The organism is Virgibacillus proomii, assembly GCF_018916875.1.
Lineage (GTDB): Bacteria > Bacillota > Bacilli > Bacillales > Amphibacillaceae > Virgibacillus > Virgibacillus proomii_B.
Genome location: NZ_JAHLNO010000019.1, coordinates 685,078 through 708,490, shown reverse-complemented (window position 1 = coordinate 708,490; position 23,413 = coordinate 685,078). Strand labels below are relative to the sequence as shown.

At 35.4% G+C, this 23,413-nt stretch carries 22 protein-coding genes and 1 riboswitch; of the genes, 6 read left to right on the top strand and 16 right to left on the bottom strand.

All coding sequences use genetic code 11. From position 1 onward, the window contains the following. Position 1 precedes the first annotated feature (1 nt). Both KQI21_RS10560 and secG read right to left on the bottom strand, forming a co-directional pair. The gene (locus KQI21_RS10560; RefSeq protein ID WP_216484133.1) at positions 2 to 748 is read right to left on the bottom strand and encodes an alpha/beta hydrolase; all 747 of its coding nucleotides are present in this window, start codon (positions 746 to 748) and stop codon (positions 2 to 4) included. Positions 749 to 944: 196 nt separating this feature from the next. Further along, the gene (gene secG, locus KQI21_RS10555) at positions 945 to 1,178 is read right to left on the bottom strand and encodes a preprotein translocase subunit SecG (protein WP_216484132.1); all 234 of its coding nucleotides are present in this window, start codon (positions 1,176 to 1,178) and stop codon (positions 945 to 947) included. Positions 1,179 to 1,399: 221 nt separating this feature from the next. Between secG and KQI21_RS10550 the strand changes: the two genes are divergently transcribed. Together KQI21_RS10550 and ptsP are read left to right on the top strand one after the other, a co-directional pair. Then, positions 1,400 to 2,317 (top strand): alpha/beta hydrolase, encoded by a 918-nt coding sequence (locus tag KQI21_RS10550; protein ID WP_216484131.1) that lies wholly within the window; start codon positions 1,400 to 1,402, stop codon positions 2,315 to 2,317. 387 nt (positions 2,318 to 2,704) lie between these two features. Continuing rightward, positions 2,705 to 4,417 carry a phosphoenolpyruvate--protein phosphotransferase gene (ptsP, locus tag KQI21_RS10545; protein WP_216484313.1) on the top strand — a complete coding sequence of 571 codons (1,713 nt, stop codon included), beginning with the start codon at positions 2,705 to 2,707 and terminating at the stop codon, positions 4,415 to 4,417. Between the two features lie 105 nt (positions 4,418 to 4,522). Here ptsP and KQI21_RS10540 read toward each other — a convergent pair whose 3' ends face one another. From KQI21_RS10540 to KQI21_RS10515, 6 genes are all read right to left on the bottom strand, one after another. After that, the gene (locus tag KQI21_RS10540) at positions 4,523 to 5,491 is read right to left on the bottom strand and encodes a nucleoside hydrolase (RefSeq protein ID WP_216484130.1); all 969 of its coding nucleotides are present in this window, start codon (positions 5,489 to 5,491) and stop codon (positions 4,523 to 4,525) included. 498 nt (positions 5,492 to 5,989) lie between these two features. Further along, positions 5,990 to 6,766: a TatD family hydrolase gene (locus tag KQI21_RS10535; protein ID WP_216484129.1), complete on the bottom strand. Its 777-nt coding sequence runs from the start codon at positions 6,764 to 6,766 to the stop codon at positions 5,990 to 5,992. Next, complete coding sequence (locus KQI21_RS10530; RefSeq protein ID WP_216484128.1) at positions 6,766 to 7,503, bottom strand: ABC transporter ATP-binding protein; 738 nt, start codon at positions 7,501 to 7,503, stop codon at positions 6,766 to 6,768. The genes KQI21_RS10535 and KQI21_RS10530 overlap by 1 nt, the downstream gene beginning before the upstream one ends. Positions 7,504 to 7,517: 14 nt before the next feature. Further along, positions 7,518 to 8,270: an ABC transporter permease gene (locus tag KQI21_RS10525; protein ID WP_216484127.1), complete on the bottom strand. Its 753-nt coding sequence runs from the start codon at positions 8,268 to 8,270 to the stop codon at positions 7,518 to 7,520. Further along, positions 8,270 to 8,560, bottom strand: coding sequence for a thiamine-binding protein (locus tag KQI21_RS10520; RefSeq protein WP_216484126.1), 291 nt, complete (start codon positions 8,558 to 8,560; stop codon positions 8,270 to 8,272). The genes KQI21_RS10525 and KQI21_RS10520 overlap by 1 nt, the downstream gene beginning before the upstream one ends. Before the next feature lie 33 nt (positions 8,561 to 8,593). Continuing rightward, the gene (locus KQI21_RS10515) at positions 8,594 to 9,592 is read right to left on the bottom strand and encodes an ABC transporter substrate-binding protein (protein ID WP_216484125.1); all 999 of its coding nucleotides are present in this window, start codon (positions 9,590 to 9,592) and stop codon (positions 8,594 to 8,596) included. A 587-nt stretch (positions 9,593 to 10,179) separates the two neighbouring features. Further along, positions 10,180 to 10,290: riboswitch (TPP riboswitch) on the bottom strand. A 460-nt stretch (positions 10,291 to 10,750) separates the two neighbouring features. Between KQI21_RS10515 and KQI21_RS10510 the strand changes: the two genes are divergently transcribed. From KQI21_RS10510 to KQI21_RS16835, 3 genes are all read left to right on the top strand, one after another. Further along, positions 10,751 to 10,906 carry a DUF1648 domain-containing protein gene (locus KQI21_RS10510; RefSeq protein ID WP_216484124.1) on the top strand — a complete coding sequence of 52 codons (156 nt, stop codon included), beginning with the start codon at positions 10,751 to 10,753 and terminating at the stop codon, positions 10,904 to 10,906. Between the two features lie 9 nt (positions 10,907 to 10,915). Continuing rightward, positions 10,916 to 11,227 carry a hypothetical protein gene (locus tag KQI21_RS10505; RefSeq protein ID WP_216484123.1) on the top strand — a complete coding sequence of 104 codons (312 nt, stop codon included), beginning with the start codon at positions 10,916 to 10,918 and terminating at the stop codon, positions 11,225 to 11,227. Positions 11,228 to 12,806: 1,579 nt separating this feature from the next. Beyond that, positions 12,807 to 13,142 (top strand): DCC1-like thiol-disulfide oxidoreductase family protein, encoded by a 336-nt coding sequence (locus tag KQI21_RS16835; RefSeq protein ID WP_373687660.1) that lies wholly within the window; start codon positions 12,807 to 12,809, stop codon positions 13,140 to 13,142. A gap of 490 nt (positions 13,143 to 13,632) precedes the next feature. Here the strand turns inward: KQI21_RS16835 and eno are convergent, their stop codons facing one another. From eno to rpoN, 8 genes are all read right to left on the bottom strand, one after another. After that, complete coding sequence (gene eno / locus KQI21_RS10495; RefSeq protein WP_216484121.1) at positions 13,633 to 14,919, bottom strand: phosphopyruvate hydratase; 1,287 nt, start codon at positions 14,917 to 14,919, stop codon at positions 13,633 to 13,635. Between the two features lie 28 nt (positions 14,920 to 14,947). Further along, complete coding sequence (gene gpmI / locus KQI21_RS10490; RefSeq protein ID WP_216484120.1) at positions 14,948 to 16,483, bottom strand: 2,3-bisphosphoglycerate-independent phosphoglycerate mutase; 1,536 nt, start codon at positions 16,481 to 16,483, stop codon at positions 14,948 to 14,950. Beyond that, entirely contained in the window at positions 16,484 to 17,242 is a 759-nt protein-coding gene (gene tpiA, locus KQI21_RS10485; RefSeq protein WP_216484119.1) for a triose-phosphate isomerase, read from the bottom strand. It lies immediately after the preceding gene. Between the two features lie 20 nt (positions 17,243 to 17,262). After that, complete coding sequence (locus KQI21_RS10480) at positions 17,263 to 18,444, bottom strand: phosphoglycerate kinase (RefSeq protein WP_216484118.1); 1,182 nt, start codon at positions 18,442 to 18,444, stop codon at positions 17,263 to 17,265. A 260-nt stretch (positions 18,445 to 18,704) separates the two neighbouring features. Then, positions 18,705 to 19,712: a type I glyceraldehyde-3-phosphate dehydrogenase gene (gap, locus tag KQI21_RS10475; RefSeq protein WP_216484117.1), complete on the bottom strand. Its 1,008-nt coding sequence runs from the start codon at positions 19,710 to 19,712 to the stop codon at positions 18,705 to 18,707. Between the two features lie 43 nt (positions 19,713 to 19,755). Next, positions 19,756 to 20,778 carry a sugar-binding transcriptional regulator gene (locus KQI21_RS10470; protein WP_216484116.1) on the bottom strand — a complete coding sequence of 341 codons (1,023 nt, stop codon included), beginning with the start codon at positions 20,776 to 20,778 and terminating at the stop codon, positions 19,756 to 19,758. Between the two features lie 412 nt (positions 20,779 to 21,190). After that, positions 21,191 to 21,439, bottom strand: a complete 249-nt coding sequence (locus tag KQI21_RS10465) for a glutaredoxin family protein (protein WP_216484115.1) — start codon at positions 21,437 to 21,439, stop codon at positions 21,191 to 21,193. A gap of 1 nt (position 21,440) precedes the next feature. After that, positions 21,441 to 22,736, bottom strand: coding sequence for an RNA polymerase factor sigma-54 (gene rpoN / locus KQI21_RS10460; protein ID WP_216484114.1), 1,296 nt, complete (start codon positions 22,734 to 22,736; stop codon positions 21,441 to 21,443). A 289-nt stretch (positions 22,737 to 23,025) separates the two neighbouring features. On the opposite strand from rpoN, the gene KQI21_RS10455 reads away from it, so the two are divergent. Then, positions 23,026 to 23,412 carry a ribonuclease HI family protein gene (locus KQI21_RS10455; RefSeq protein WP_216484113.1) on the top strand — a complete coding sequence of 129 codons (387 nt, stop codon included), beginning with the start codon at positions 23,026 to 23,028 and terminating at the stop codon, positions 23,410 to 23,412. Position 23,413 lies beyond the last annotated feature (1 nt).

Genomic DNA, 23,413 nt, shown 5'->3' with positions numbered 1-23,413 from the left:
ATCATTGTTCCCAGTTTAGTGTTTCCAGAAACTGATAAATATCTTCAAATACCTGGTCTTTTTCTTTATCCATCGTAATAACGTGGCCAGATTCTTCATACCAATGAATGATTTTATGCTCTGCTTCTACATTCTCATAAATATAATTTGCACTATCCGGATTAATCATTTGGTCTTGTCTGGCTTGAACGACCATTGTAGGAGTGTAAATCGTGTCGACATTATTTTTTACTTTTTCAATCAGTTTAGCTAGCTGCTCGAATAATGCAGTAGAATTTTCCATTAATCCTTCCACTTCTTCTTTAATTACTTGTGCTTCTTTACGTTCTAATTGCTTATACTCTCTTGCAAATGCTTGGAATCCCTTTGTAAGCTGAGTTTCATTATCAAAAAACATTGGTGCACACATAGGTATAACTGCTTTCGTTTGTTCCGTGTAAGCAAGTTTTAACCCAAGCACACCACCTAAAGAAAGTCCGGACACGGCTATTTCTTTATAGCCTAATTGTTTTAAATGGTTATATGCTTGTAATACATCTTCCCACCACTGATCTGGATTTGACTTTAAAATTTCTTCTGGCGGTAACCCATGTCCGCGATAAATCGGAGCATGGCTCGTATACCCACGCTTTTCAAGATATCTCCCCAACATACGGACATCAGCGGAATGACCAGTAAAGCCGTGTAATAATAATACCGCACGTGGACCTGCTTCAAACGTAAATGGTTGAGGTTGTTTTACTTTCATTTTTCTTTAACTCCTTCTGTTTCTAAACTGGGTTTACCCCTTTTTCATTGTAATTGAATCTTTCCCTGTATAACAAACCTTTCGTTTGGAAGATTTACATGAAACCATTGTTTTTATTCAAGCAATACAGCTATCGTCTATCAAGATTCATCCATTATAAAAACCCTTACCACTTTGAAGCGATAAGGGTTTGTATCTATTGTAAAACATATGCGCTTAGAAAAGCTAGTACAAAAAATATAACCGCTGTGGCAATTGTTGCTCGATGTAGCACAAGATCAATGCCCCTTGCTTTTTGCTTGCCAAATAATTGTTCCGCTCCTCCGGAAATTGCACCGGATAGACCTTCACTTTTACCTGACTGCAATAAAATCAGTATAATCATGATAATTCCATCAATAACTAATAATACATTTACAATTCCTAGCATATTTGCGTGATACCCCCTGTAACATATAACCAACTGAACCCCTGTTACGAATCGTATGCTACCAGGAGCATACATGGATTTACATACATGTAATTTCATATATGTATTCATTTATAACTGTAGCATAACTACTGTAATCATAGCAAGTCTTTTTAAGTAGACGAAGTGTAAATTTATATTTAAGATAGGATGTAGAATATAAAGAAGGAGGTTGGGATAAAATGAAAAAACAAACATTTTGGTATCACACCCCGGATAATTTCGATATTTATGTAAAAAAATGGGAGCGTCCATCAGTAAAAGCAAAAGCAGTAATCCAAATTGCTCACGGCATGATGGAACATATAGAAAGGTATGATAACTTTGCAACATACTTAACCTCTCATGGTTTTATTGTTTACGGTAACGACCATCGGGGACATGGGAAAACTGGCAAACGCCAAGGAATGCTTGGTTATTTCGCTGATCAAAATGGTTTTTTTAGAGTTGTTGATGACTTTCTAAATATATCTAAACAAATAAAAAAGAAACACCCTGAATTACCTCTCTATCTTTTTGGCCATAGTATGGGATCATTTATTGTTCGTTCTTACATTCAAACGCATAGTAACTCAATAGCAGGTGCCGTCCTTTCTGGCACAGGATATTTTTCTCTACTAAAAACGATCGTTGGTCGAGAATTTGCCTCTTTCCTTCTTCCTAAAGAAAAATCTCCATTAATGAATAAGTTAGTATTTGGTTCCTTTAATTGCAAGGTTAAAAAACCAAATACTAGGTTTGATTGGCTCAGCAACTCGCGGACAACGGTTGATGATTATATGCAAGATCCTTATACCGGCTTTGTTCCGACAGGCAAATTTTTTTATGATTTGTTAGATGGTATTATCTCTATCCAGTCGAAAGAAAAAAATAAACGAATCCGTCAAGATCTCCCGCTACTGCTTATTAGTGGAGAGCAAGACCCTGTTGGAGATTATGCAAAAGGAATTTGGAAAACGGCTGATTTATACAAGCAAGCAGGATTAATACAGATTACAACCATGTTATTTTCCGATGGTCGTCATGAGTTAATCAATGATTCCAATAATCAGGAAGTCTATGATGCAATGGTTCGCTGGATTAATACGGAAACTATATAGTGGAATAAGATGGCCATTAATTTGAAAAAATGTCTTTCAATAACTATTCGCTTTTATTTATCCCGCATGTAAGGTGCCGTAAGACTCCCACTTCAATATCTTAAGTGGATACAAAAGGGTCTATGTGGGAAATAACGGCACCTAAATGCCCGATTCGTTCTACTAACATTCCGTGTAAAAAGCGTTCCACGGAATGAAGTTTCACTTTATAAAATGGTTAAATTATGGATTTAATTAACTTTTATTGAAAATTTAAACAAAATCAGTATAAATTTTCTTCTTTTTTCGACAAACTTTTTAAATTTAGCTTGTAATTGCTTGTACCATGATGCACAAGCAGTTAAAATAGAAATGGTGATTGATATGAAGAAAGGTTGGAATATAAATATGGCTAACATTCAAGGAATCGCAGCATCTTCAGGGATAGCTATTGCAAAAGCATATCGGCTGAAGACCCCAGATTTATCATTTGAAAAAGCTTCAACAGATAATCCACAATTTGAAATAGAGCGCTTGGAAAAAGCACTTGAAGTTTCAAAACAGGAACTGGAGAAAATTAAAGCACATACGAAAGAGAATATTGGAGATGAGCATGCAGAGATTTTTTCTGCTCATTTATTAGTTCTTAGTGATCCTGAATTAATTAATCCAATGAAAGATAAAATCAAATCAGAAAAAGTCATTGCAGAAGCTGCTTTAGATGAAGTTGCAACAATGTTTATTGATATGTTTAAAAACATGGATAACGAATATATGCGTGAGCGTGCTGCTGACATTCATGATGTCACTACACGAGTCAAAGCTCATTTATTAGGAGTTTCCATTCCGGATCCTGCTTTAATTAACGAAGAAGTTATTGTTATTGCCAATGATTTAACACCGTCAGACACTGCCCAGTTAAACCGTGAGTTTGTTAAAGGCTTTGCAACTGATATTGGTGGCCGTACTTCTCATTCTGCTATTATGGCTCGTTCCCTTGAAATCCCTGCAGTAGTCGGAACAAAAGAGATTACCACCACCGTAAACAAAGACGAAATGATAATTGTTGATGGAAATGAAGGATTGGTTATTGTTAACCCGACGCAAGATGAAATAGCTTTATATCACAAAAAACAAGAGGAATTTGGTAAACAAAAGCAAGAATGGGCAAAATTAAAAAATGAACCAACAATAACTGCCGACGGAGACCAAGTAGAGTTAGCTGCTAATATCGGTACACCAGATGATGTTATTGGGGTATTAGATAATGGTGGAGAAGGTATTGGATTATATCGAACCGAATTCTTATATATGGGTAAAAGCCAACTGCCAACAGAAGAAGAACAATTTACAGCATATAAGTCTGTTTTAGAGCAAATGCATGATAAACCAGTTGTCGTTCGAACACTTGACGTTGGCGGCGATAAGGAATTAAATTATCTGGATTTACCAAAAGAACTAAATCCATTTCTTGGTTTCCGTGCTATTCGCTTTTGTTTAGAAAATGAACATGTATTTCGTCCACAGCTACGCGCGTTGCTCCGCGCTAGCGTATACGGAAATTTAAAAATCATGTTCCCAATGATCGCTACACTGGAAGAATTTAGAAGTGCAAAAGCAATTTTACTGGATGAAAAAGAAGCTCTTAAAAAAGAAGGCTTTGAAGTATCAGATGAAATCGAAATTGGTATTATGGTTGAAATCCCATCAACTGCAGTTATTGCCAAGCAATTTGCCAAAGAAGTCGATTTCTTCAGTATCGGTACCAATGATCTAATCCAATACACCATGGCAGCAGACCGGATGAATGAACAAGTTTCCTACTTATATCAACCATATCATCCTGCTATTCTTAACTTGATCAATAATGTTATTAAAGCGGCACATAGTGAAGGAAAATGGGTTGGTATGTGTGGTGAAATGGCTGGAGACCCGATTGCCATTCCAATTTTGCTTGGACTTGGCCTAGATGAATTCAGTATGAGTGCAACTTCGATTCTGCCTGCTCGTACACAAATCCGTAAACTGGATAAGGCGAACTTAGCTTCCTATAAAGAAAAAATCCTTTCCATGGGAACAGCTGAAGAAGTGGTACAATTTATTAAGGAAAAAACAGAATAAGCCTTTAATACCGCAGTGCTAGCTAGTAGCCCTGTGGTATTTTTATGAAGTGCTCTTATATGTGCGTAACTAAACAAAATACGATTTATTATCCAGCTATTTCATTTAAGTCATCACCGACATAAAATCATAATAAAAGGTAGCGTAATTCAATTCAAAAGCAATTTCATGAACTTCTCCACCAACCACTGAATCTCCTTGGGTATCACTTTTCAAATCGACATATGGACGAATATCAGCAATGCTCTGACCTCTTGCTATTCCTGCAACATCCTGAACAATATATACAGGATGACTTTGATATGTCAACATACCTGGGTGAATTACTGCCATCAGTGTCAGTACATCATGTAAAGGGGATCCTTGGATAGATGGATTTCGCTTCTTGTAAAATTCATAATAATAATCTAGCAATACTTTAATAAGAGGTACTTTACCTACTTGATCAATATAGTTTACCATCTTTGGGGTAGCAATCGCTTGATTTGTTGCATTTAAAGGAATAATCTTAACATTTTTTGCGTTTGATAAAACTACTTGGGCTGCGGCAGGATCACCATAAAAATTTGCTTCCGAAACAGCTGTAATATTACCAGGAACCCAAAATGCTCCTCCCATAATATAATACGCTTTCACAGAATTCATTAATGATTCATACAAGATAAATAAACTGGCTAAAGAAGTTAATCTGCCAATATTAACAATAATTAAATCTTCTTTATAGGTTTTAATAATCTCGACAACTTCAAAAAAATTGTCATTTATTTCATCTTGTAGCGTTTCAGGAGGGATGATCGGACCCAATCCATATTCTCCATGGATTTCCGGTACATATTTTGGAAGTTCACCTGTCATTGGAATATGTGCTCCGGCAATTACTTTAATCTTCTTTACTTCCTCTGAAGGAAAGAGACTTTTTACATAATGAATATTTTTCAGTGCATTCTGTCTTGAAATATTGCCATAGTCTGCTACAATTCCTACAATATCAATAGCAGCATTAAAATATGCATAAATAAGCGCAACCGTATCGTCAATACCAACATCACCAAACAATAACACTTTTTTCGTCATCTTACTCCACCAGCCATTACTCTTATATACGTTTATCTTTAATCAGTGGAGCTTTTCTTTTAATCCCCACTGATTGTTAGTACCGCAAAGGTATGACCTTAATCCCTCTGAACAGGATCGGGCATTTGACTTGCAGTTGGATCCTCCAACTTACCCTCTTAGGATTCACCTCATAGCATTCAAGTGGCGATCTTACTGCCAATTACATGTGGGATAAACTTTATATAACTGGAGCTCATTTCCGCTAACATGCACTTGCTGAAAGAAAATCCCCACTTATCCCTTTCAACTGACAATGGATCTGAAGTAGTAACTTTACTATCCAAAAATGAGAATAAAAAGGTTCTATTTCCTTATAATAATATTTATTCCATTTATATTTTTCTATGTTATTGTCCTATTCACTCATTGTTAAAATTTGGTGCTAAATGACTAATAACCGACTATTTAATAATTTTATTTTAATCTGTTTATTGACAGACAAAGGTAGAATTAGCGTTAAAGCGCAAAAAACTGCTTCGTTGTAGTAAAAATCTGTTTGTATACATTTGCAATCGACTGCTTTTTTATTTGTGCAATTTTTATAATCGTATCATGGATCATAACAGGACTGGTTAATTGATTGGCAAATGGTCCGGTAAATGGCCAAGGACCGTCTGTTTCTACCATTATATGAGTAAGGGGATATCCTTTTACAAGCTGTTGAATCTCTTTTTCATAGCATATGTCAGGAGTGATAGAAATAAAGTAGTCATTTTGAATCATTCGTTCTATCGTTTGATAACTGCCTTTAAACCAATGAAAATGCGCTTTATCTATGGAATGCTTTTCCAACAGGTCACAGACTAAATCAGCGTCCTCATAGACAGCATGTAAGCTAATCGGTTTATCCCATTGTTTACTAAGCTTTATAAAGACTTCCAACAGCTCTAAATAGGGCTCTATGTTTATATTTACTGCCTTCTGTCGCATATAGTAGGGTAAACCAACTTCCCCTATAGCGATTGCTTGATCCTTATACTGTTGAATAAACTGTATTAATTCTTCAAGTTCTGCTTCAGATGGCAATTCCTGCTCCGGATGAAATCCAAATGCCGGATAAATTTTTTCATATTGTTCAGCTAGCCGTAAATTTGCAATTGATGAGGCTAAATGGTTAGATACAGAGACGACAGCCGTAATTTTTTCTTGCTCCAACTCGGTTAAGATTTGATTTTGCTCGTCCTTCGTATACATGTCTAAATGAATATGCGCATCAATAATTTTCCCTTGCATTATGATCCCCTCAATTCATGATAAATCATTTTCTTATACTCTAAAAATACTTTGCTTAATACAATGTCTTCTGACCGAGGTCGTTCAAAGGGGATAGAAACTTCCTTCTTTACTATTGCTGGTTTTTCTGATAAAACGATAATTCGATCAGCTAAAAACAGCGCTTCTTCAATATGATGAGTCACAAACAAAATCGAACGCTGATACTGCTGCCATATCGATAACAACCACTTTTGCATTTCCAGTCTTGTCCATTCATCTAATGCCGAAAACGGTTCATCTAAACAAATAATTGGCTGTGGGCTAAGTATGCTGCGAAGAAAAGAAACCCGTTGTTTCATTCCACCTGATAATTGATGTGGGTAAGCATGCTCATAGCCTGCTAACCCAGCACGAGCAATCATTTCTAATGCTTGCTCTTCATTCGTTTTACCAGCCACAATTTCTTTTCCAAGCATGACATTTTTTAAGACTGTCCGCCAAGGGAGAAGTGAACTAGCCTGTGGCATATAGCTAATAAAGCCGCGTAAACCTGTTATATCTTTATGATTGAGGCTAATGGCACCGGCATCTGGTTTACTAATTCCGCCTATTAGACGAAACAATGTACTTTTCCCGCTTCCAGATGGACCTACAATAGCGACAAATTCTCCATCTTGAACGGTAAAGGAAATATTAGCTAATACTTGATTATCTCCATATGATTTTTGAATCCTTTCAATTTCTAATTTACCCATGGTGATCTCCTTCTTCAGTCAGCTTTCCAGCGAATAACTTTTTGTTCTAAATACGTTAGCAGTAGAAAAAACAACAAACTTAATATGACAATAAATAAAATAGCTACAAATACACGATCTGTCCGAAACGAAGAAGATGCTAAAGTCATGTAATATCCAATACCTTCACTAGAACCTAGCCACTCTGAAATGACCGCTCCCATCACACTATACGTGGCAGAAATTTTTAATCCACTAAATAATGAAGGCAGTGCATATGGCCACTCCAGCTTCAAGAAAATTTGCTGTTTATTTGCACCTGCCATTTGCATATAATGCTTTAATTCGTCACTTGTTTGCCGAAATCCATCAAGAGTAGCAATAGTAATTGGGAAAAAGCAAACAAGTATAATGACAATTATCTTAGGCAATATTCCAAAGCCGAACCATATGACAAGCAATGGGGCTAAAATGATAATTGGAATATTTTGGGAAATAATTAAAATTGGATAAAAGGCCTCGCGCATTCCAGGTATAAGATGGAGACAAACAGCAACCAAAATACCAACACTACTGCCAACTAAAAATCCAAGAATCGTTAACTGAATCGTCGAGACTAAATGATGAGCATAGTCTGACCAGCCTGTAATCGCTTCTTGTAAAATAATTGATGGTGCAGGAAGTAACCACTTAGGTACATTAAACGAAGAACAGATAAACTCCCAGCAGAGCATGAAAAGGATGAGGACCAAAACCGGCCGCCATCCTTTTAATAATTTTTTCCTCATCAGCGATACTTCTCCGTTAATTTATCCATCGAAGCACCTGTAGGCTGATAAAATATTTTTACTTGTGAAATTACACTTGGACATCCAAGTTCAGTCATTCGCTCATTCATTTTTTCAATGACAGTTAATAGCTTGGATAACTCACCCTCTATTGTCGTTTCCAATGGATTTACTTGATAACGTACTCCAGCTTGATCAATAATTGCAATTGCTTCATCTATATACGGTATAACATCTTCCCCATCTTTTGTTTTTGGGATAATTTGAATGCTCACAAGGGAATTGGCCATTACGATTCCTCCTCTGAATAGTTAATTTAATATTTATTTAGGCAAAAATTCATTGGTAAATGCTTTTTCACTGTCTAATGGTTTATCTAATAATTTATTCTCATACATCCAAGATGCGTAATTATCCCAAACTTCCAGTTTTTGCTCTCCCCATCTCTTTGCATCATCTCGATACTTATCAGCTAGCCATTTTTGACTTGCTTTTACCAGCTCTTCATCAAGATCAGGAACTGCTTCGATTAAAATATTTGCGGCTTCTTCTGGATTGTCAATCGCTAGTTCATATCCTTTTGTCACTGCTGATAAAAATTTTTTAATGGTTTTTGGATCTTTTTTAATCATGTCTTCATTTGTTGCTAAAACAGGCGTGTAATAATCTAGTTTCTCCGAGTAATCTGTGAGGTAAATCATATTTAATTCTTCATTTCGGAGCTCTGCTTCTACTCCTGTCCACCCGTAATAAATCCAAGCGAAATCAATATCTCGATTTACAGCTGTAAAAAAGTCGGTCTCCCCCATATTAACAATATTCACTTTTTCCACATTGGCATCTTCTTGCTTCATTAACGAACTGAGTACCGCTTTTTCTACAGGAGTACCCCAGCCTCCATATGTTTTATCTTCGAAGTCTCTTGGCTTCGTAATGTTTTTTTCTTTTAACGAAGCAAACCCGGAAGTGTTATGTTGAATAATTGCTGCAATGGAGACGATCGGAATATCTTGAACCCGTGCCTCTGTAATTCCTTCCTGATAACTAACACCAAAATCTGCTTTTCCTGATGCTACTAGCTGGTCTGCTCCTGCTTCTCCGGGCATCTTAATTTCTACATCGAGTCCTTCATCTTTAAAATACCCTTTTTCTTTCGCTACATATAATCCTGTATGGTTTGTATTTGGTGTCCAATCCAAAACTACAGATACTTTTTTCAGTTCTTTAGCTGGATCACCTTTTTTCTGCTTCTCTTCTCCATTTGTATTACAGGCTGTAAGTAAAGCAATGATAAGAGCAAAAATAATGAATCGTTTCAACATGATTTCCTCCTTGTGCAAACATAGCTATGTAAGGAAAAAAAGCTAGCTTAGGATGAGACAGACCTTTAGCAATGATAACTGCTTAGTTGCACTTTTACTAAAAACTTAAAGTGAAACTCATTCAGGGAATGCTTTTCTCATTGAATGTTAGTTAATGAATCGAGCATTTAGGAGTCGTTTCCTCTCTCACAATGTCACTAAGATAATAAATGATGTTTGAAAAGAAAAATACGGCTCTTTACATGCAGGATAATAAAGTGAAACTTCAGTCCGTGGAACACGGAATGTTAGTTGAACCAATCGGGCATTTAGGTGCCGTTTTCTTTACACTTCTCCATGTTCCTTCAACTCTTATTTGGAGAAACTTACGGCACCTTACATGCGGGATAAATTTGACGATGCCGATTCGTTTCCTGTTAAACTTTTTTACGAACTTAACATTAGAGAAACTTGGCTTGTCGCCAAGTCTTTATGGCGAAAGTTATAGTTTTTCTTATACTATAAACCATAAAGTTTTATACTTTACTATAGTATAAAAAAGGCCTTAGGTGGTTTCGTACACCTAGGGCTTTTGCACATGCAACTATTGCTAATCAAAACATGTTCCCTACGCTGGCTTTACCCAGATCAGGTTCTAAGAGTCAGTACCTTATGGATACAATCTCAACCAGCCAACACTGGTTCCCCTACAACGCTTGTATGCTATATTATATAGTTGTCTTTCCATATGTAAGTATGCCACATCTAAAGGCGATTTGACAAGCTTTATAAGTGGAGCTAGATTCAGTCTAGATTCAATAGATAAGACTGATTATCCAAAATCATTACTCATTCTTTACATTTCTTCTATAAGCGAAACTTCTTTAGTTCTTTGATTCGCAAATAAATATATATCCTTTTGTTTGTTGTTATCAAGCTTTTTCCGGCATGAGTTAGCAACCTCCATGGATATAGCCGTTTCTTTTGCTTGGCAAAAAGCAACACTCGCTTATATTTAATTCTCCATAGGTTATCCTTTTAATAAAGGAGAAATAAAAATAAATCAATTTGATTTACATACGAACCGAAGTAAATATCGTAGGCAGATTTTTTTAAGGAGGATATCGCTTTTTAAAATTTGTTAAAATAAATAATATATTATGGCAAAGGGGGATAATTATGAAAATAAATGTAAATTCAATTAAGTTCTTATTCACTTTCGTTTCTGTGGTCATTTTAGTGTATCATTTGAAAAATTTACTTTTATTTTGGCCAGATATTCCAGACCATATTGCAATTCATTTCACTAACGGTGAACCGGATAATTGGGGATAGAAGTACTTTGTGCTGATTATGCCATTAATAGGACTTTTAACATGGTGGTTAATTGGTTTATTAACTAGAAGCCCTGAAAAACTTAATTACATTAATGTAACTGAGAAAAACCAAGAGAAACAATATAATATGTTGAAAAAAATAATGATTTTAATTCAAAATTTAGCATTTATTATTTTTATATTAACTAATGAAGCTTTTATAAGATATGCAGTGGGTATTGAAAACAGCGTATTCATTTTTTTAACTATGCTTTTATTGGCAGTTATTTTGTTAGCTCTTTTCTACAATTTAATATGGACAGCTAGATTAAACAAATAAATATATTGATTTCCTATAAGGCGAAGGCGTTATTTTTCTTGATGATGATGCTAGTATAAATTCATCGACACAACATAGTTAAGTTTTGAAAAATTTGACTAGAACTATTAGAAAAACTTGGCTTGTCGCCAAGTCTTTATAACGAAAGCTGTAGTTTTTCTTATGCTATAAACCATAAAATTTTATACTTTCCTATAGCAAAATAAATCTAGAAAGGTTGTATCCTAAATATTGACCTAAATCCAATGACGCCTTATTTTTTAGTTATAATGTATTAACTACTTCAATACTACTTTAAACCTTCTAGACCTTCCCCCACTCAGAAACATTTAGCCGCAACCTGGCGAAAACCATATCAGAAACTGCTTAAACTTCGTAGAAATTTACGGCAATGAAAAAGATATAGTTCTGATAATGCCTGCTGATGAAAAAAACATTTACAGCGATGCTCCGTATGGAGAAGATTTTGTTAGGAACCAAACAACTTGACGTGGATTATATACTTTAGTTGTTAATGGCGCTCACTAACGTAAAGTATGCAAATAATTAGGGCTCGAAATTCATTTTTTACAAATGACTGGTCGGATAGTTAAGGAAAATTTTATTGGTGTAGATCAATTTAAAGTAGATCCTGCCACTAGGAGAATTATGGAATGTCCTTCTCAAGGACATAAACTAACTCTCTCCTTATGTATGCAAAGAAAGAGATACATACTAGGAAATTTTATAAAGAACATTTTTAGAACTGTCCACTACTAAAACGGCGCCAAGTGAAAGAACAAAAAAGCACATATCATATTTCCTTTAGTAAATTTTAGACAATTTGCTTTAGCTATATCTAACTTATTTAGTAATATATTCGTAATCACTCCTTTAAACTAATGTTAAAAATTATGGTAATAATAAATTGAATAAAATTTAGTCTTTTTGAATTTATATAAGAGTTTATACTTCTAAAAAATGTAGTTATTATTTAGGGGTAAGACACTAGTGCTGTATAAAAAGTATAGAAAGATTCAACCACATATTTTTATCCTAGATTTTATATTTCGAAAATCTACCTATCATGGTTGACTAATGCACATTTAAACCGCTTGATTTTTAGTTAAATGCATTGCTAATCAAGTTTTATAGACTATGTGTGAGATCAATCATGTTAAAATACAAAGTGATGGAATAGTAAATACGTGTTTTCCCTTTGAAAGAGATTGACTTAGAAGTTGTTCATACTGAGGAGAATTTTTATAGTTTGTCATATATTAAAAACAACTAAAGAAGAAATTAGGCTATTTTCTACAAATTTTTCTAACACTTAGTTACCTTTTCTTCTCGGTATTTTTTCTGAAAATTTCCAAAAAACATCTATTAATTATCGAAAGTAAATAGGTAAAATTAACTAATTTTAAATTAATTACTATTATCTCAAATCGTTCCATTTTTAGTATTATCAACAAAGTTGTATGGTATAATAGAAATATTAAGATAACTAAATTTGTACAAATCTTTAGGGAGATTGATAAAATGAAAAAGGAAAAGCTAATTATTTAGTTATGATTCTTATTGTCCTTGATGTACAAAGATTAAAGATAGTTGGGAAAGAGCTGATTTTTTAAAATTGTTATATTTTAGATCTTTTCGTGATAAATCTGTTTTAAAAAGTTTGCCAATTCCGTTAGCAGAACTTGAAAAAGAAATATTTTCTAGGACGGAGAGGAAGCATATTTATTATCAAGGAATTGATACCTTTATTCAGATGAATAAAAGAATTCCTTTCTTAAATCTATCAGTTCCATTATTGATTATTTCAAAAAAATTAGGTTTTGGTCAAAAAATTTATAAGTATATTGCTGATAATAGGGAAATATTTCCTGTAAATCACTGTTCAGACCAATTTTGTGAAATTAATAATCGGTAATTCATTGGTGTTTGATTTTCGAATGAAGTTACGTGGAAGGTTTCTAAGCAGACAGCAGTAGTTTACTGAAACAGTTGTATTAGTACAGGTAGAGAGGAATAGGAAGAGCAGTATCTTTAAGTTTTTCAAAACGTAAAGCAAAGATAATTATCGAGGGAGAATTAAAGAGAAAGTCATTGTAGACCCAAGAAATATTTAAAAAGTGGGAGGGCAACCTATACCTCTTTAATGGATTTTAGTTCAGATGAGCAGTTGGACGTTTGAACTTTGCTTGGAATGTAACAGAAGTTGGTGAATCTTCTTTACAAAGGTTTATTGATCATATACTTAATCCCATCGCAGCATTACGGTTAATTTACGCTAGCCGTATCCGTTACTCATAGGCAATTCGTACTAAGTTCCAACGAGTGATTTGCACAACACTTATAAGCCTAAAATAAAAAACCTCCCTATTCGCTAAAACGCGAACAAGGAGGTCGTTATACATTTCTTATTTATTCAAGTTGTAAAATGCAGTTTTTCCAGCATATTCACCCATGCCAGCCAGTTCATCTTCAATACGTAGTAATTGATTGTACTTAGCTACACGGTCTGTACGTGAAGGTGCACCTGTTTTAATTTGGCCTGCATTGGTTGCTACAGCAATATCAGCAATTGTTGCATCCTCTGTTTCACCAGAACGGTGAGAAATAACTGCAGTATAGCCTGCATGTTTTGCCATTTCGATCGCTTCAAATGTTTCCGTTAATGTACCGATTTGGTTTACTTTAATTAAGATGGAGTTACCGATTCCTTGCTCAATACCTTTGGATAATTTTTCAGTATTTGTAACAAACAAGTCGTCTCCAACTAGTTGAACCTTTTTGCCAAGGCGTTCCGTTAGAAGTTTAAATCCTTCCCAGTCATTTTCGTCTAAACCATCTTCTATAGAGATGATTGGGTATTTATTGATCATATCTTCATACCAGTCAACCATTTCTTCAGATGTACGAACAACGCCCTCACCTTTTAGGTTGTACTTACCATCTTCATACATTTCAGAAGCGGCTACGTCCATTGCTAATTTTACTTCTTCACCAGGTTTATAGCCAGCTGCTTCAATTGCTTCTACAATTGTTTGTAATGCCTCTTCGTTAGAGGAAAGATTTGGTGCAAATCCACCTTCATCACCAACAGCTGTATTGTATCCTTTTGACTTTAATACTTTTTTCAAGGAATGAAAAATTTCTGCTCCGGTACGTAATGCTTCTTTAAATGTCTCTGCTCCTACAGGCATGATCATGAATTCTTGAATATCTACGTTGTTATCTGCATGCTCTCCACCATTTAGAATATTCATCATTGGAGTAGGCAATGTTTTTGCGTTAAATCCTCCTAGATAGTTATAAAGTGGCATTTCTAAATAGCTTGCAGCAGCGTGTGCAACAGCCATAGAAACTCCAAGGATAGCATTAGCTCCAAGCTTTCCTTTATTATCTGTTCCATCAAGCTCAATCATTAGGGAGTCGATAATATTTTGACGTGTCACATCAATGCCAATTAATTCAGGTGCAATAATTTCATTCACATTTTGTACTGCTTTTAAAACACCTTTGCCTAGATAACGATTTTCATCACCATCACGTAATTCAACTGCTTCATACTCCCCGGTTGAAGCACCACTTGGTACAAGTGCTGAACCAAAAGCGCCTGATTCTGTAAACACTTCTACCTCCACAGTCGGATTTCCGCGAGAATCTAATACTTCACGAGCATAAACATCTGTAATATATGGCATAATATTTGGTCTCCTTTATCAAATCAATTTATTTAATTAATGAACTACCTGTCATTTCTTCTGGTTTTTCAACATCTAATAAGTCAAGCAATGTCGGAGATAAATCTGCTAAAATACCTCCATCACGTAATGTTACATTTTCTTTTGTTACGATCACAGGTACAGGATTAGTTGTATGAGCTGTCATTGGTTTTCCTTCTAATGTAACAACCTCTTCAGAGTTTCCATGATCAGCAGTGATAATTGCGTTACCACCAAGTTCTAAGATTTTATCAACTATTTTTCCAAGGCATTCATCAACTACTTCAATTGCTTTAATCGTTGGTTCTAATTTCCCGGAATGTCCAACCATATCTGGATTGGCGAAATTTAAAATAATCGCATTAAGCTCACCAGATTCAAGCTCTTTAAGCAACGCGTCCGTTACTTCATAAGCGCTCATTTCAGGTTTAAGGTCATAGGTTGCAACCCTCGGAGAATTAATTAGAATTCGTTTTTCCCCTGGAAACTCTTCTTCTCTTCCACCACTCATAAAATAGGTAACATGTGGATATTTTTCTGTCTCCGCAATTCGTAATTGATTCAGACCGTTCTGTGATAAGACCTCACCAACGGTATTATCTAAATTAACTGGTTCATAAGCTACATACCCATCTACCGTTTCACTAAAGTCCGTCAGCATAACAAAATTCAGGTTTTTTGGCACGTTGTCGCCTCGATCAAATTCACGAAAGTCTTTATCTGCAAAGGTACGGGATATTTGAATTGCTCGGTCTGGTCGGAAATTATAGAATATGATAGAATCTCCATCTTCGACTTTTCCAGCCGGTTCGCCAGCTTCATCTATAATAACAGATGGGATGACAAATTCATCATAGATTTCATTTGCATAAGAATCATCGACTACGGCAAATGGATCTTTGTATTTTGGACCTTCACCATAAACCATCGCATCATACGCTTTTTTCACACGGTCCCATCGCTTGTCCCGATCCATGGAATAATAACGTCCGGAAATCGTAGCAAATTGACCGACTCCATATTCTTTAATCTTATCCAATGTTTGTTGAATATAAGTTTTAGCAGTTTTGGGACCAACATCACGTCCGTCAAGGAATGCATGAATAAATACCTTTTCTAAACCTTGGTCTTTTGCTAATTTTAATAAAGCAAATAAATGATTGATATGACTATGCACTCCTCCGTCAGATAGCAACCCAAAAACATGCAATGCCTTATTGTTTTCCTTCGCATGTTGCATCGATTTAATGAAGGCTTCTTTTTCAAAAAACTCCCCTTCTTTAATCGACAAGTTCACGCGAGTTAAACTTTGATAAACAATTCTGCCGGCACCAATATTTAAGTGACCCACCTCAGAATTTCCCATTTGGCCTTCTGGTAATCCAACTGCTTCACCGCAGGCTTTTAGCTGATTATGGGCACATTGGCTCCAATAACGGTCAAAATTAGGAGTATTAGCTTGCTTAACTGCATTTCCTTTTACTTCATCACGAAGACCAAAACCATCTAAGATGATTAAAGCCGCTAATTTGTCCTGTTTCATTTATTTTGCACCTGCCTCCACTAATTGCAAGAACGAGTCTGCTTCAAGGCTAGCACCACCAACTAATGCCCCATCAATATCTGATTGAGCCAATAGTTCTTTAATATTTGCTGGTTTGACGCTACCGCCATATTGTACAATTACCTGTTCTGCAATTTCACTCGATGTAATTTTTTCGATAACTTGGCGAATATGCGTACAGACTTCATTCGCTTGTTCACTGGAAGCTGTTTTTCCTGTGCCTATAGCCCAGATAGGCTCATATGCGATAATTGTTTGTGCTATTTGCTGTTCTGTTAGGCTTTTTAATGCTTTTGTTACTTGATTTTCCACATGATTCATCGTTTCATTCGCTTCACGCTGTTCTAATGTTTCACCAACGCAAACAATTGGTGTTAAATTATATTGGTGTGCAGCATGCGTTTTTTTATTCACTGTTTCATCTGTCTCATTAAAATATTCTCTTCGTTCAGAATGTCCAATGATAACATGTGTTACACCTAAATCAGCAAGCATTTCCGGACTCACTTCACCAGTGAATGCCCCATTTTTTTCATAGTGCATCGTTTGAGCAGCAATCTGTAACTTTGTACCTTTCGCTTTATCAACAAGATTAGCTAGGAAAGGAAATGGCGTACAAACAATTGCTTCTACCTGATCCGAATTGGGTAATTTTGGTAGAACCTCATCAACAAATTGATTTGCTTCTTTTGCGAGTTTATTCATTTTCCAGTTTCCAGCAATTACTTTTTTGCGCATCGTCTCACCTCATACATTTTTTATTTATCCGTTAATGCAGCAACACCTGGTAAAGTCTTTCCTTCCATAAATTCTAAGGAAGCACCTCCACCTGTTGATACATGATCCATTTTATCACTTAATTCAAATTTCTCCACTGCTGCAGCTGAATCGCCACCACCAATCACTGTGTAGCCTTCTGTATTAGCTAGTGCTTCTGCAACTGCTTTTGTTCCATTGGCAAAAGCGTCCATCTCAAATACACCCATTGGACCGTTCCAAATGATCAGTTTAGAGTTAGCTACAATTTGTGCATACTTTTCAGCTGTTTTAGGACCGATATCTAGTGCTTGCCAATCTGCTGGAATTTGATCAATGTCTACTTCTTTTTTATTCGCATCTTCTTTGAATGCATCTGCTACTACTACGTCAATAGGTAAAACAAATTCAACGCCTTTATCTTTTGCTTTTTGCATAAATTGTTTAGCAAGGTCGATTTTATCTTCTTCCAGTAAGGAATTTCCGATTTCGTATCCTTGCGCTTTAATAAATGTATAGGCTAGACCACCACCGATAATGAGATGATCCACTTTTTCAAGTAAATTATCAATTACATCAATTTTATCTTTTACCTTTGCCCCACCGATAATTGCAGTAAATGGACGTTTAGGATTCTCTAAGGCTTGACCTAATACGGATAATTCCTTTTCCATTAGGAAGCCAGCCGCTGCAGGAAGTTTTTCTGCTACACCAGTTGTTGAAGCATGAGCACGATGAGCTGCTCCAAACGCATCATTTACATAGCAGTCTGCCATATCGGCAAATGCTTGAGACAGCTGTTCGTCATTCTTTTCTTCTCCAGCTTCGAAACGAACATTTTCAATTAAAATAATATCGCCTTCGCTTGCTTTTGCAATTGCTTGATTGACTTCTTCGCCATAAACAGCATCGGTCTTAACAATTTCTTTACCTATTAAATCACTTAACCGTTTAGCTACAGGGTCTAAACGTAATTCTTCTACAACTTTTCCTTTTGGACGACCGAGATGGCTAGCTAAAATTGTAATTGCACCTTGATTGGAAAGATACTCAATAGTTGGTAGAGCTGCTCTAATTCTTGTATCATCAGTTACTTTTCCGTCTTTCATTGGTACGTTAAAATCAACACGGCAAAATACTTTCTTTCCTTTTACGTCAAGATCTTTAACTGACATTTTATTCATTTTCTTTGCCTCCTATTTTAGGATATGTAGTTCTTCTCTGCCTCGATGAAAATTACCAAGAACTTTCATCTGAAACAATCATCTAAAGCTACTGTAAACTGTGACTAGAAAGAAACTTCTTAAAAAAGTTCTATCCGAGTTGTTGTAGTCATAGACTCTACTAGGTCCCCATTTTCCGATCTACAACTCAAAAAGATATTTAAACCAGAGAAGGAAAAACGGAGGAGGATTTGTTCATGTTCCTCCCCCGCTATTTTTTCTTATAGTCCTTTATTATTTAATAATACGGCTAGATCAACACAACGTGCAGAATAACCCATTTCATTATCGTACCATGAGATAACTTTAACTAAGTTATCTTCAAGAACAAGTGTAGATAGTCCGTCTACAATAGAAGAATGTGTATTACCAACAATGTCAGAAGATACTAATGGTGCTTCACTATATTCAAGAACACCTTTTAATTCACCTTCAGCAGCTTCTTTTAATGCAGCATTTACTTCTTCCGCTGTTACATTTTTCTCTAATTCAGCAACAAGATCTACTAAAGAACCGTCCGGAGTAGGAACACGTACAGCACCACCGTTTAATTTACCATTTAATTCTGGTAGTACTTTACCTACTGCTTTAGCAGCACCAGTTGTTGTAGGAATGATGTTTTGAGCTGCTGCACGAGCACGACGATAGTCTTTATGCGGTAAATCAAGAATTTGTTGGTCATTTGTATAAGAGTGAATAGTTGTCATTAGACCACGTTTAATTCCAAATTTATCATGTAATACTTTAGCATATGGTGCTAAGCAGTTAGTCGTACAAGAAGCATTGGAAACAACATGATGCTTAGCTGGATCGTATTCTTTGTCATTAACACCCATAACGATTGTTAAATCTTCGTTTTGACCAGGTGCGGAAATAATGACTTTCTTTGCACCAGCGTCAATATGTTTTTGAGCGTCTTCTCTTTTTCTGAATCTACCTGTAGATTCAAGAACGATGTCTACACCTAAATCTCCCCAGCCTAGTTTTGCAGGGTCACTTTCAGAAAGTACTTTAATTTCTTTACCACCAACAACAATATTTGAACCATTTACAGAAACTTCTTCTTCTAAAATTCCATGGATAGAGTCATACTTTAATAAATGAGCAAGCATGTTAGCATCTGTGAGGTCATTTATTGCTACCACTTCTACTTCATCGTTTTGTAAAGCAAGACGAAATACAAGACGTCCTATTCTTCCAAAACCATTAATTCCTATTTTTACTGCCATGTATATTCCTCCTAAAAAATATTTAATTTATATTTAAAGGGTGTTAAATCCCCCTTAAAATCTCCTCTGCTGCTGCTTCATCTGTAATGAGCAGATCACTTTTTCCTCGTTTGAAGTACGATGCAATGGCTTGTGATTTGGATTTTCCGCCGGCAATCGTTATAACATAAGGGATATGTTGTAAGTCTTCAAGTTGAATTCCTACCGTCCGTACCTTATGTACAATATTCCCGTTTTCATCAAAATAGTAACCAAACGCCTCACTTACCGCTTCATGCTGCTGTAATTTTTTAATAATGACTTCTGATGTTTTTCTGCGGTAAGCCATTGTTAAAGCATCGCCAATTCCATGCATTACAATCGTTGCACTTCTTATTTGCTTTAATGTTTCATTTACCATCGGCTCTTGAATAATTGATTGATAAGCTGATTCACTCAACGGGTCTGGAACATATAGCAGACGATATTCACCATTTGCTTTTCTTGCCATTTCCGCAGCAATTGTATTCGCTTGATTTTCTACCTTTTCACCGATTCCACCACGAGCCGGGACAAATAGAGTCGAAGTGTTTTGTTGTAATGGCGTCATCATAGTAGCTACTGCTGCCATTGTTGTACCACCAGTAACTGCAATAATTGATTTATCGCCAATCATTGTTTTCAAATAATGGACACACGCTTTGCCCATCTCTTGTTTAACCCATTCATGCTTATCACTGTTTCCAGGAACAACAATTACCTGCTTTATAGATAATGTATTCCTAAGTTTAGTTTCTAAAACACGTAGTCCCATAATATCACTCATAAATGAAGATAATCGTTCAAGAATTAATTTTCCCTCTTTTGTGATAAACATACCTTTAGATGTAATTCGAATTAAGTCTTGTCCTTGCAAGAATTCTATTTCACTTCTTACACTTCGTTCGGTTAAATTTGTGTTTTCGGCAAGTGCCCTTCTGCCAATTGGCTGGAGAACATCAATGCTACGTAAAATAGCATAGCGCTGTTGCATAATTTCTAACACATCAGGCAATAATCTTTTTTGTAAATCAATTAATTCTCTCATGAACAAGGACTCCTTCTTCCGGGGCACATTCGATCCCGGATGGTAATATTATGTCCCGGGAGCTACAAAAAAATAAGTACTTCTTTCAATTTTCATTATAACAAATTTGGATAATTTCACAACCAAAATGATTGTTACATTTATGTGAAGAACACTCCCTCAATTCCTTTTCATATTATGCAGAAAGATCATTATATTCAACTTATTTATGATTGTTTTCTTAAGAAGTAGACTCGTATTTATTCTAAATGTTTACTCTGTGAAAATAATCCAACTTTTTTTATGATGACTCACCTCGGATTTGTATTGCCTATTTTACATGTAAAGAATATCATACTTGTTCATTTCATATATCTTATCAACAAACTAAGCGCCTCTGTTTAACAGCAGGCGCTAAATTATGTACTCCTTATCATCTGCTTAAATAACTTTGGACAAATTGTTCAAGTGTATGCCAATCAAGCTCTGAAGCATCTAAGGTCTTATCGTTTATCTCGATACACGGAATAAGCAGATGATACTGTTCCAACCAATTATTATTCGTATGAATATCACGAATTTCAATGTGATACGAATACTTGTTTTGTAATGTTTCTAGCATAAGCTTTGCATCATCGCATAATGGACAAAATTCTTTTGTGTATAGAATAACAGTAGGCAAGTTATTTCTCCTTTCTTTTTGTTGATGAAGGTAAATGCAACTGCTCGCGGTATTTCATTACGGTTCGTCGAGCTATTTCGATCCCATAATTCGTCCCCAGTTTTTTTCTAATCTTTTCATCAGATAAAGGCTTTCGTTTATCCTCTTTCTCAATCAATTCAGCAATTAGCTGTTTGACAGCAACTGCTGCTGTCTTGGAACCATTATTTTGTTGAATTCCAGATTGCAAAAAAAAGTTTAATGGTACTATTCCAGTAGGTGTTTGAACATATTTATGTGAAATCGCTCGACTTATCGTTGAAATATGTAGTCCCAATTCATCGGCAATGTCTTTTAATGTTAATGGCTTTAGCATATGGGTACCATGTTCAAAAAATAACAGTTGCTTTTCTAGCATACATTGAATAACTCGTTCTAAGGTGCTGCTACGATAAGCGATCGCTTTCTTAATCATTTCTATTTGATGTTGTTTTTGTTTAATATAATTTGCTGTTTGCTTTTCGATATTCATATCTTTTATAGAGTAGTAATCTTCATTAATCGTAATCTTAGGAGAAGACCATGAATAAAAAGATAATTGCCACTTGCCGTCTTCTTTATAAATCGATGCCTCTGGAATGACATAGTTATCAATCTTTTTATCTAGTAAATGACCCGGTTTTGGGTGACAATCCTTGATTTGTTCTAGTAAATCTTTTACATTTAAAGGATCTTTGTCATAATGCAAGGATATTAGATCAATATTTTCTTCAGCTATCCATTCTAAATGATTTTCCATTAAATCATATAAAAAAGGTACATCCTCTTCTCGTATATCAAGTTGCAATTTGATACATTCACTTAATGACCTAGCGCCAATACCTGTCGGCTCCAAAGATTGAATGAAATGCAACGCCTGCTCTACCTGTTCTTCTGTTGCCTGACATTGCTCACCCCAAAGTGACATATCGATATCTAGGTAACCGCTTTCATTAATGGAGTCGATTCCGAATAAAACAATTGGTCTCAATTCTTCTGGGATATGAAGCGTATAAAGTTGCTTTTTTAGCTGATCATACATTGTTAACTCGCTGGCATTTATCTCACCCGGAGTTAATGAATCATTGTCGGAAGACGAACGATATGAGAATATCTCATCATGATAGTTTACTTCTTCAATTAATGGATTTTCTTTTTCCATTTCCTTTATATATTCCATTAATTCCATACTGGAAAGTTGAAGTATTTGAATGGATTGCATTAACGATTGATTCATTTTCCATTGTAATACCTGTTCATTTACAAGTTGTAACTTCATGATTACCCTCCTATTCATCTGCCGTTTCTTTTATTTTGCCACAAAATCATAAATCCTTCTAGCTTAATTACTTCCCACTTGAGTTAATGAAGACCGATAAACGGTCTCTTTCATATGCATCAAAAGCGGAATAACAAAAACAACATATGGTATGAAGCAGTTTGACGTTAGTGCCAGACTATAGAAAACAAGAGATATCACCGTCTAATATAATTATTCTTTGATTTATGCTGCCTTTTCTTACTGTGTTATAATTTATAAGATAATAAGTAGTGGGAGCGAATGTTTAATGATTACCGTATATACAGATGGTGCATCAACAGGGGACCCCGGTCCAAGTGGAGCTGGTGTTTATATTAAACAAGGAAAAAACTATTATGAGTATGCTTTTTCATTAGGCATTCTTTCTAATCATGAAGCAGAGTTTTATGCAGTTATCCACGCTCTAATTGTATGTAAAGAAAAGTTTCCTGATGAAATATTAGCTTTTCGTTCCGATTCGCAATTGGTAGTAGACGCAATAGAAAAAAATTATACAAAAAATGAGAAGTATATGCCGCTATTATCAGCAATAAATAAGCATTCTTCTCATTTTCCGTATTTTTTCATTAAATGGATACCCGAAAAACAAAATAAACACGCAGATAAACTAGCTCGCCAAGCTATCTACCTTTAAT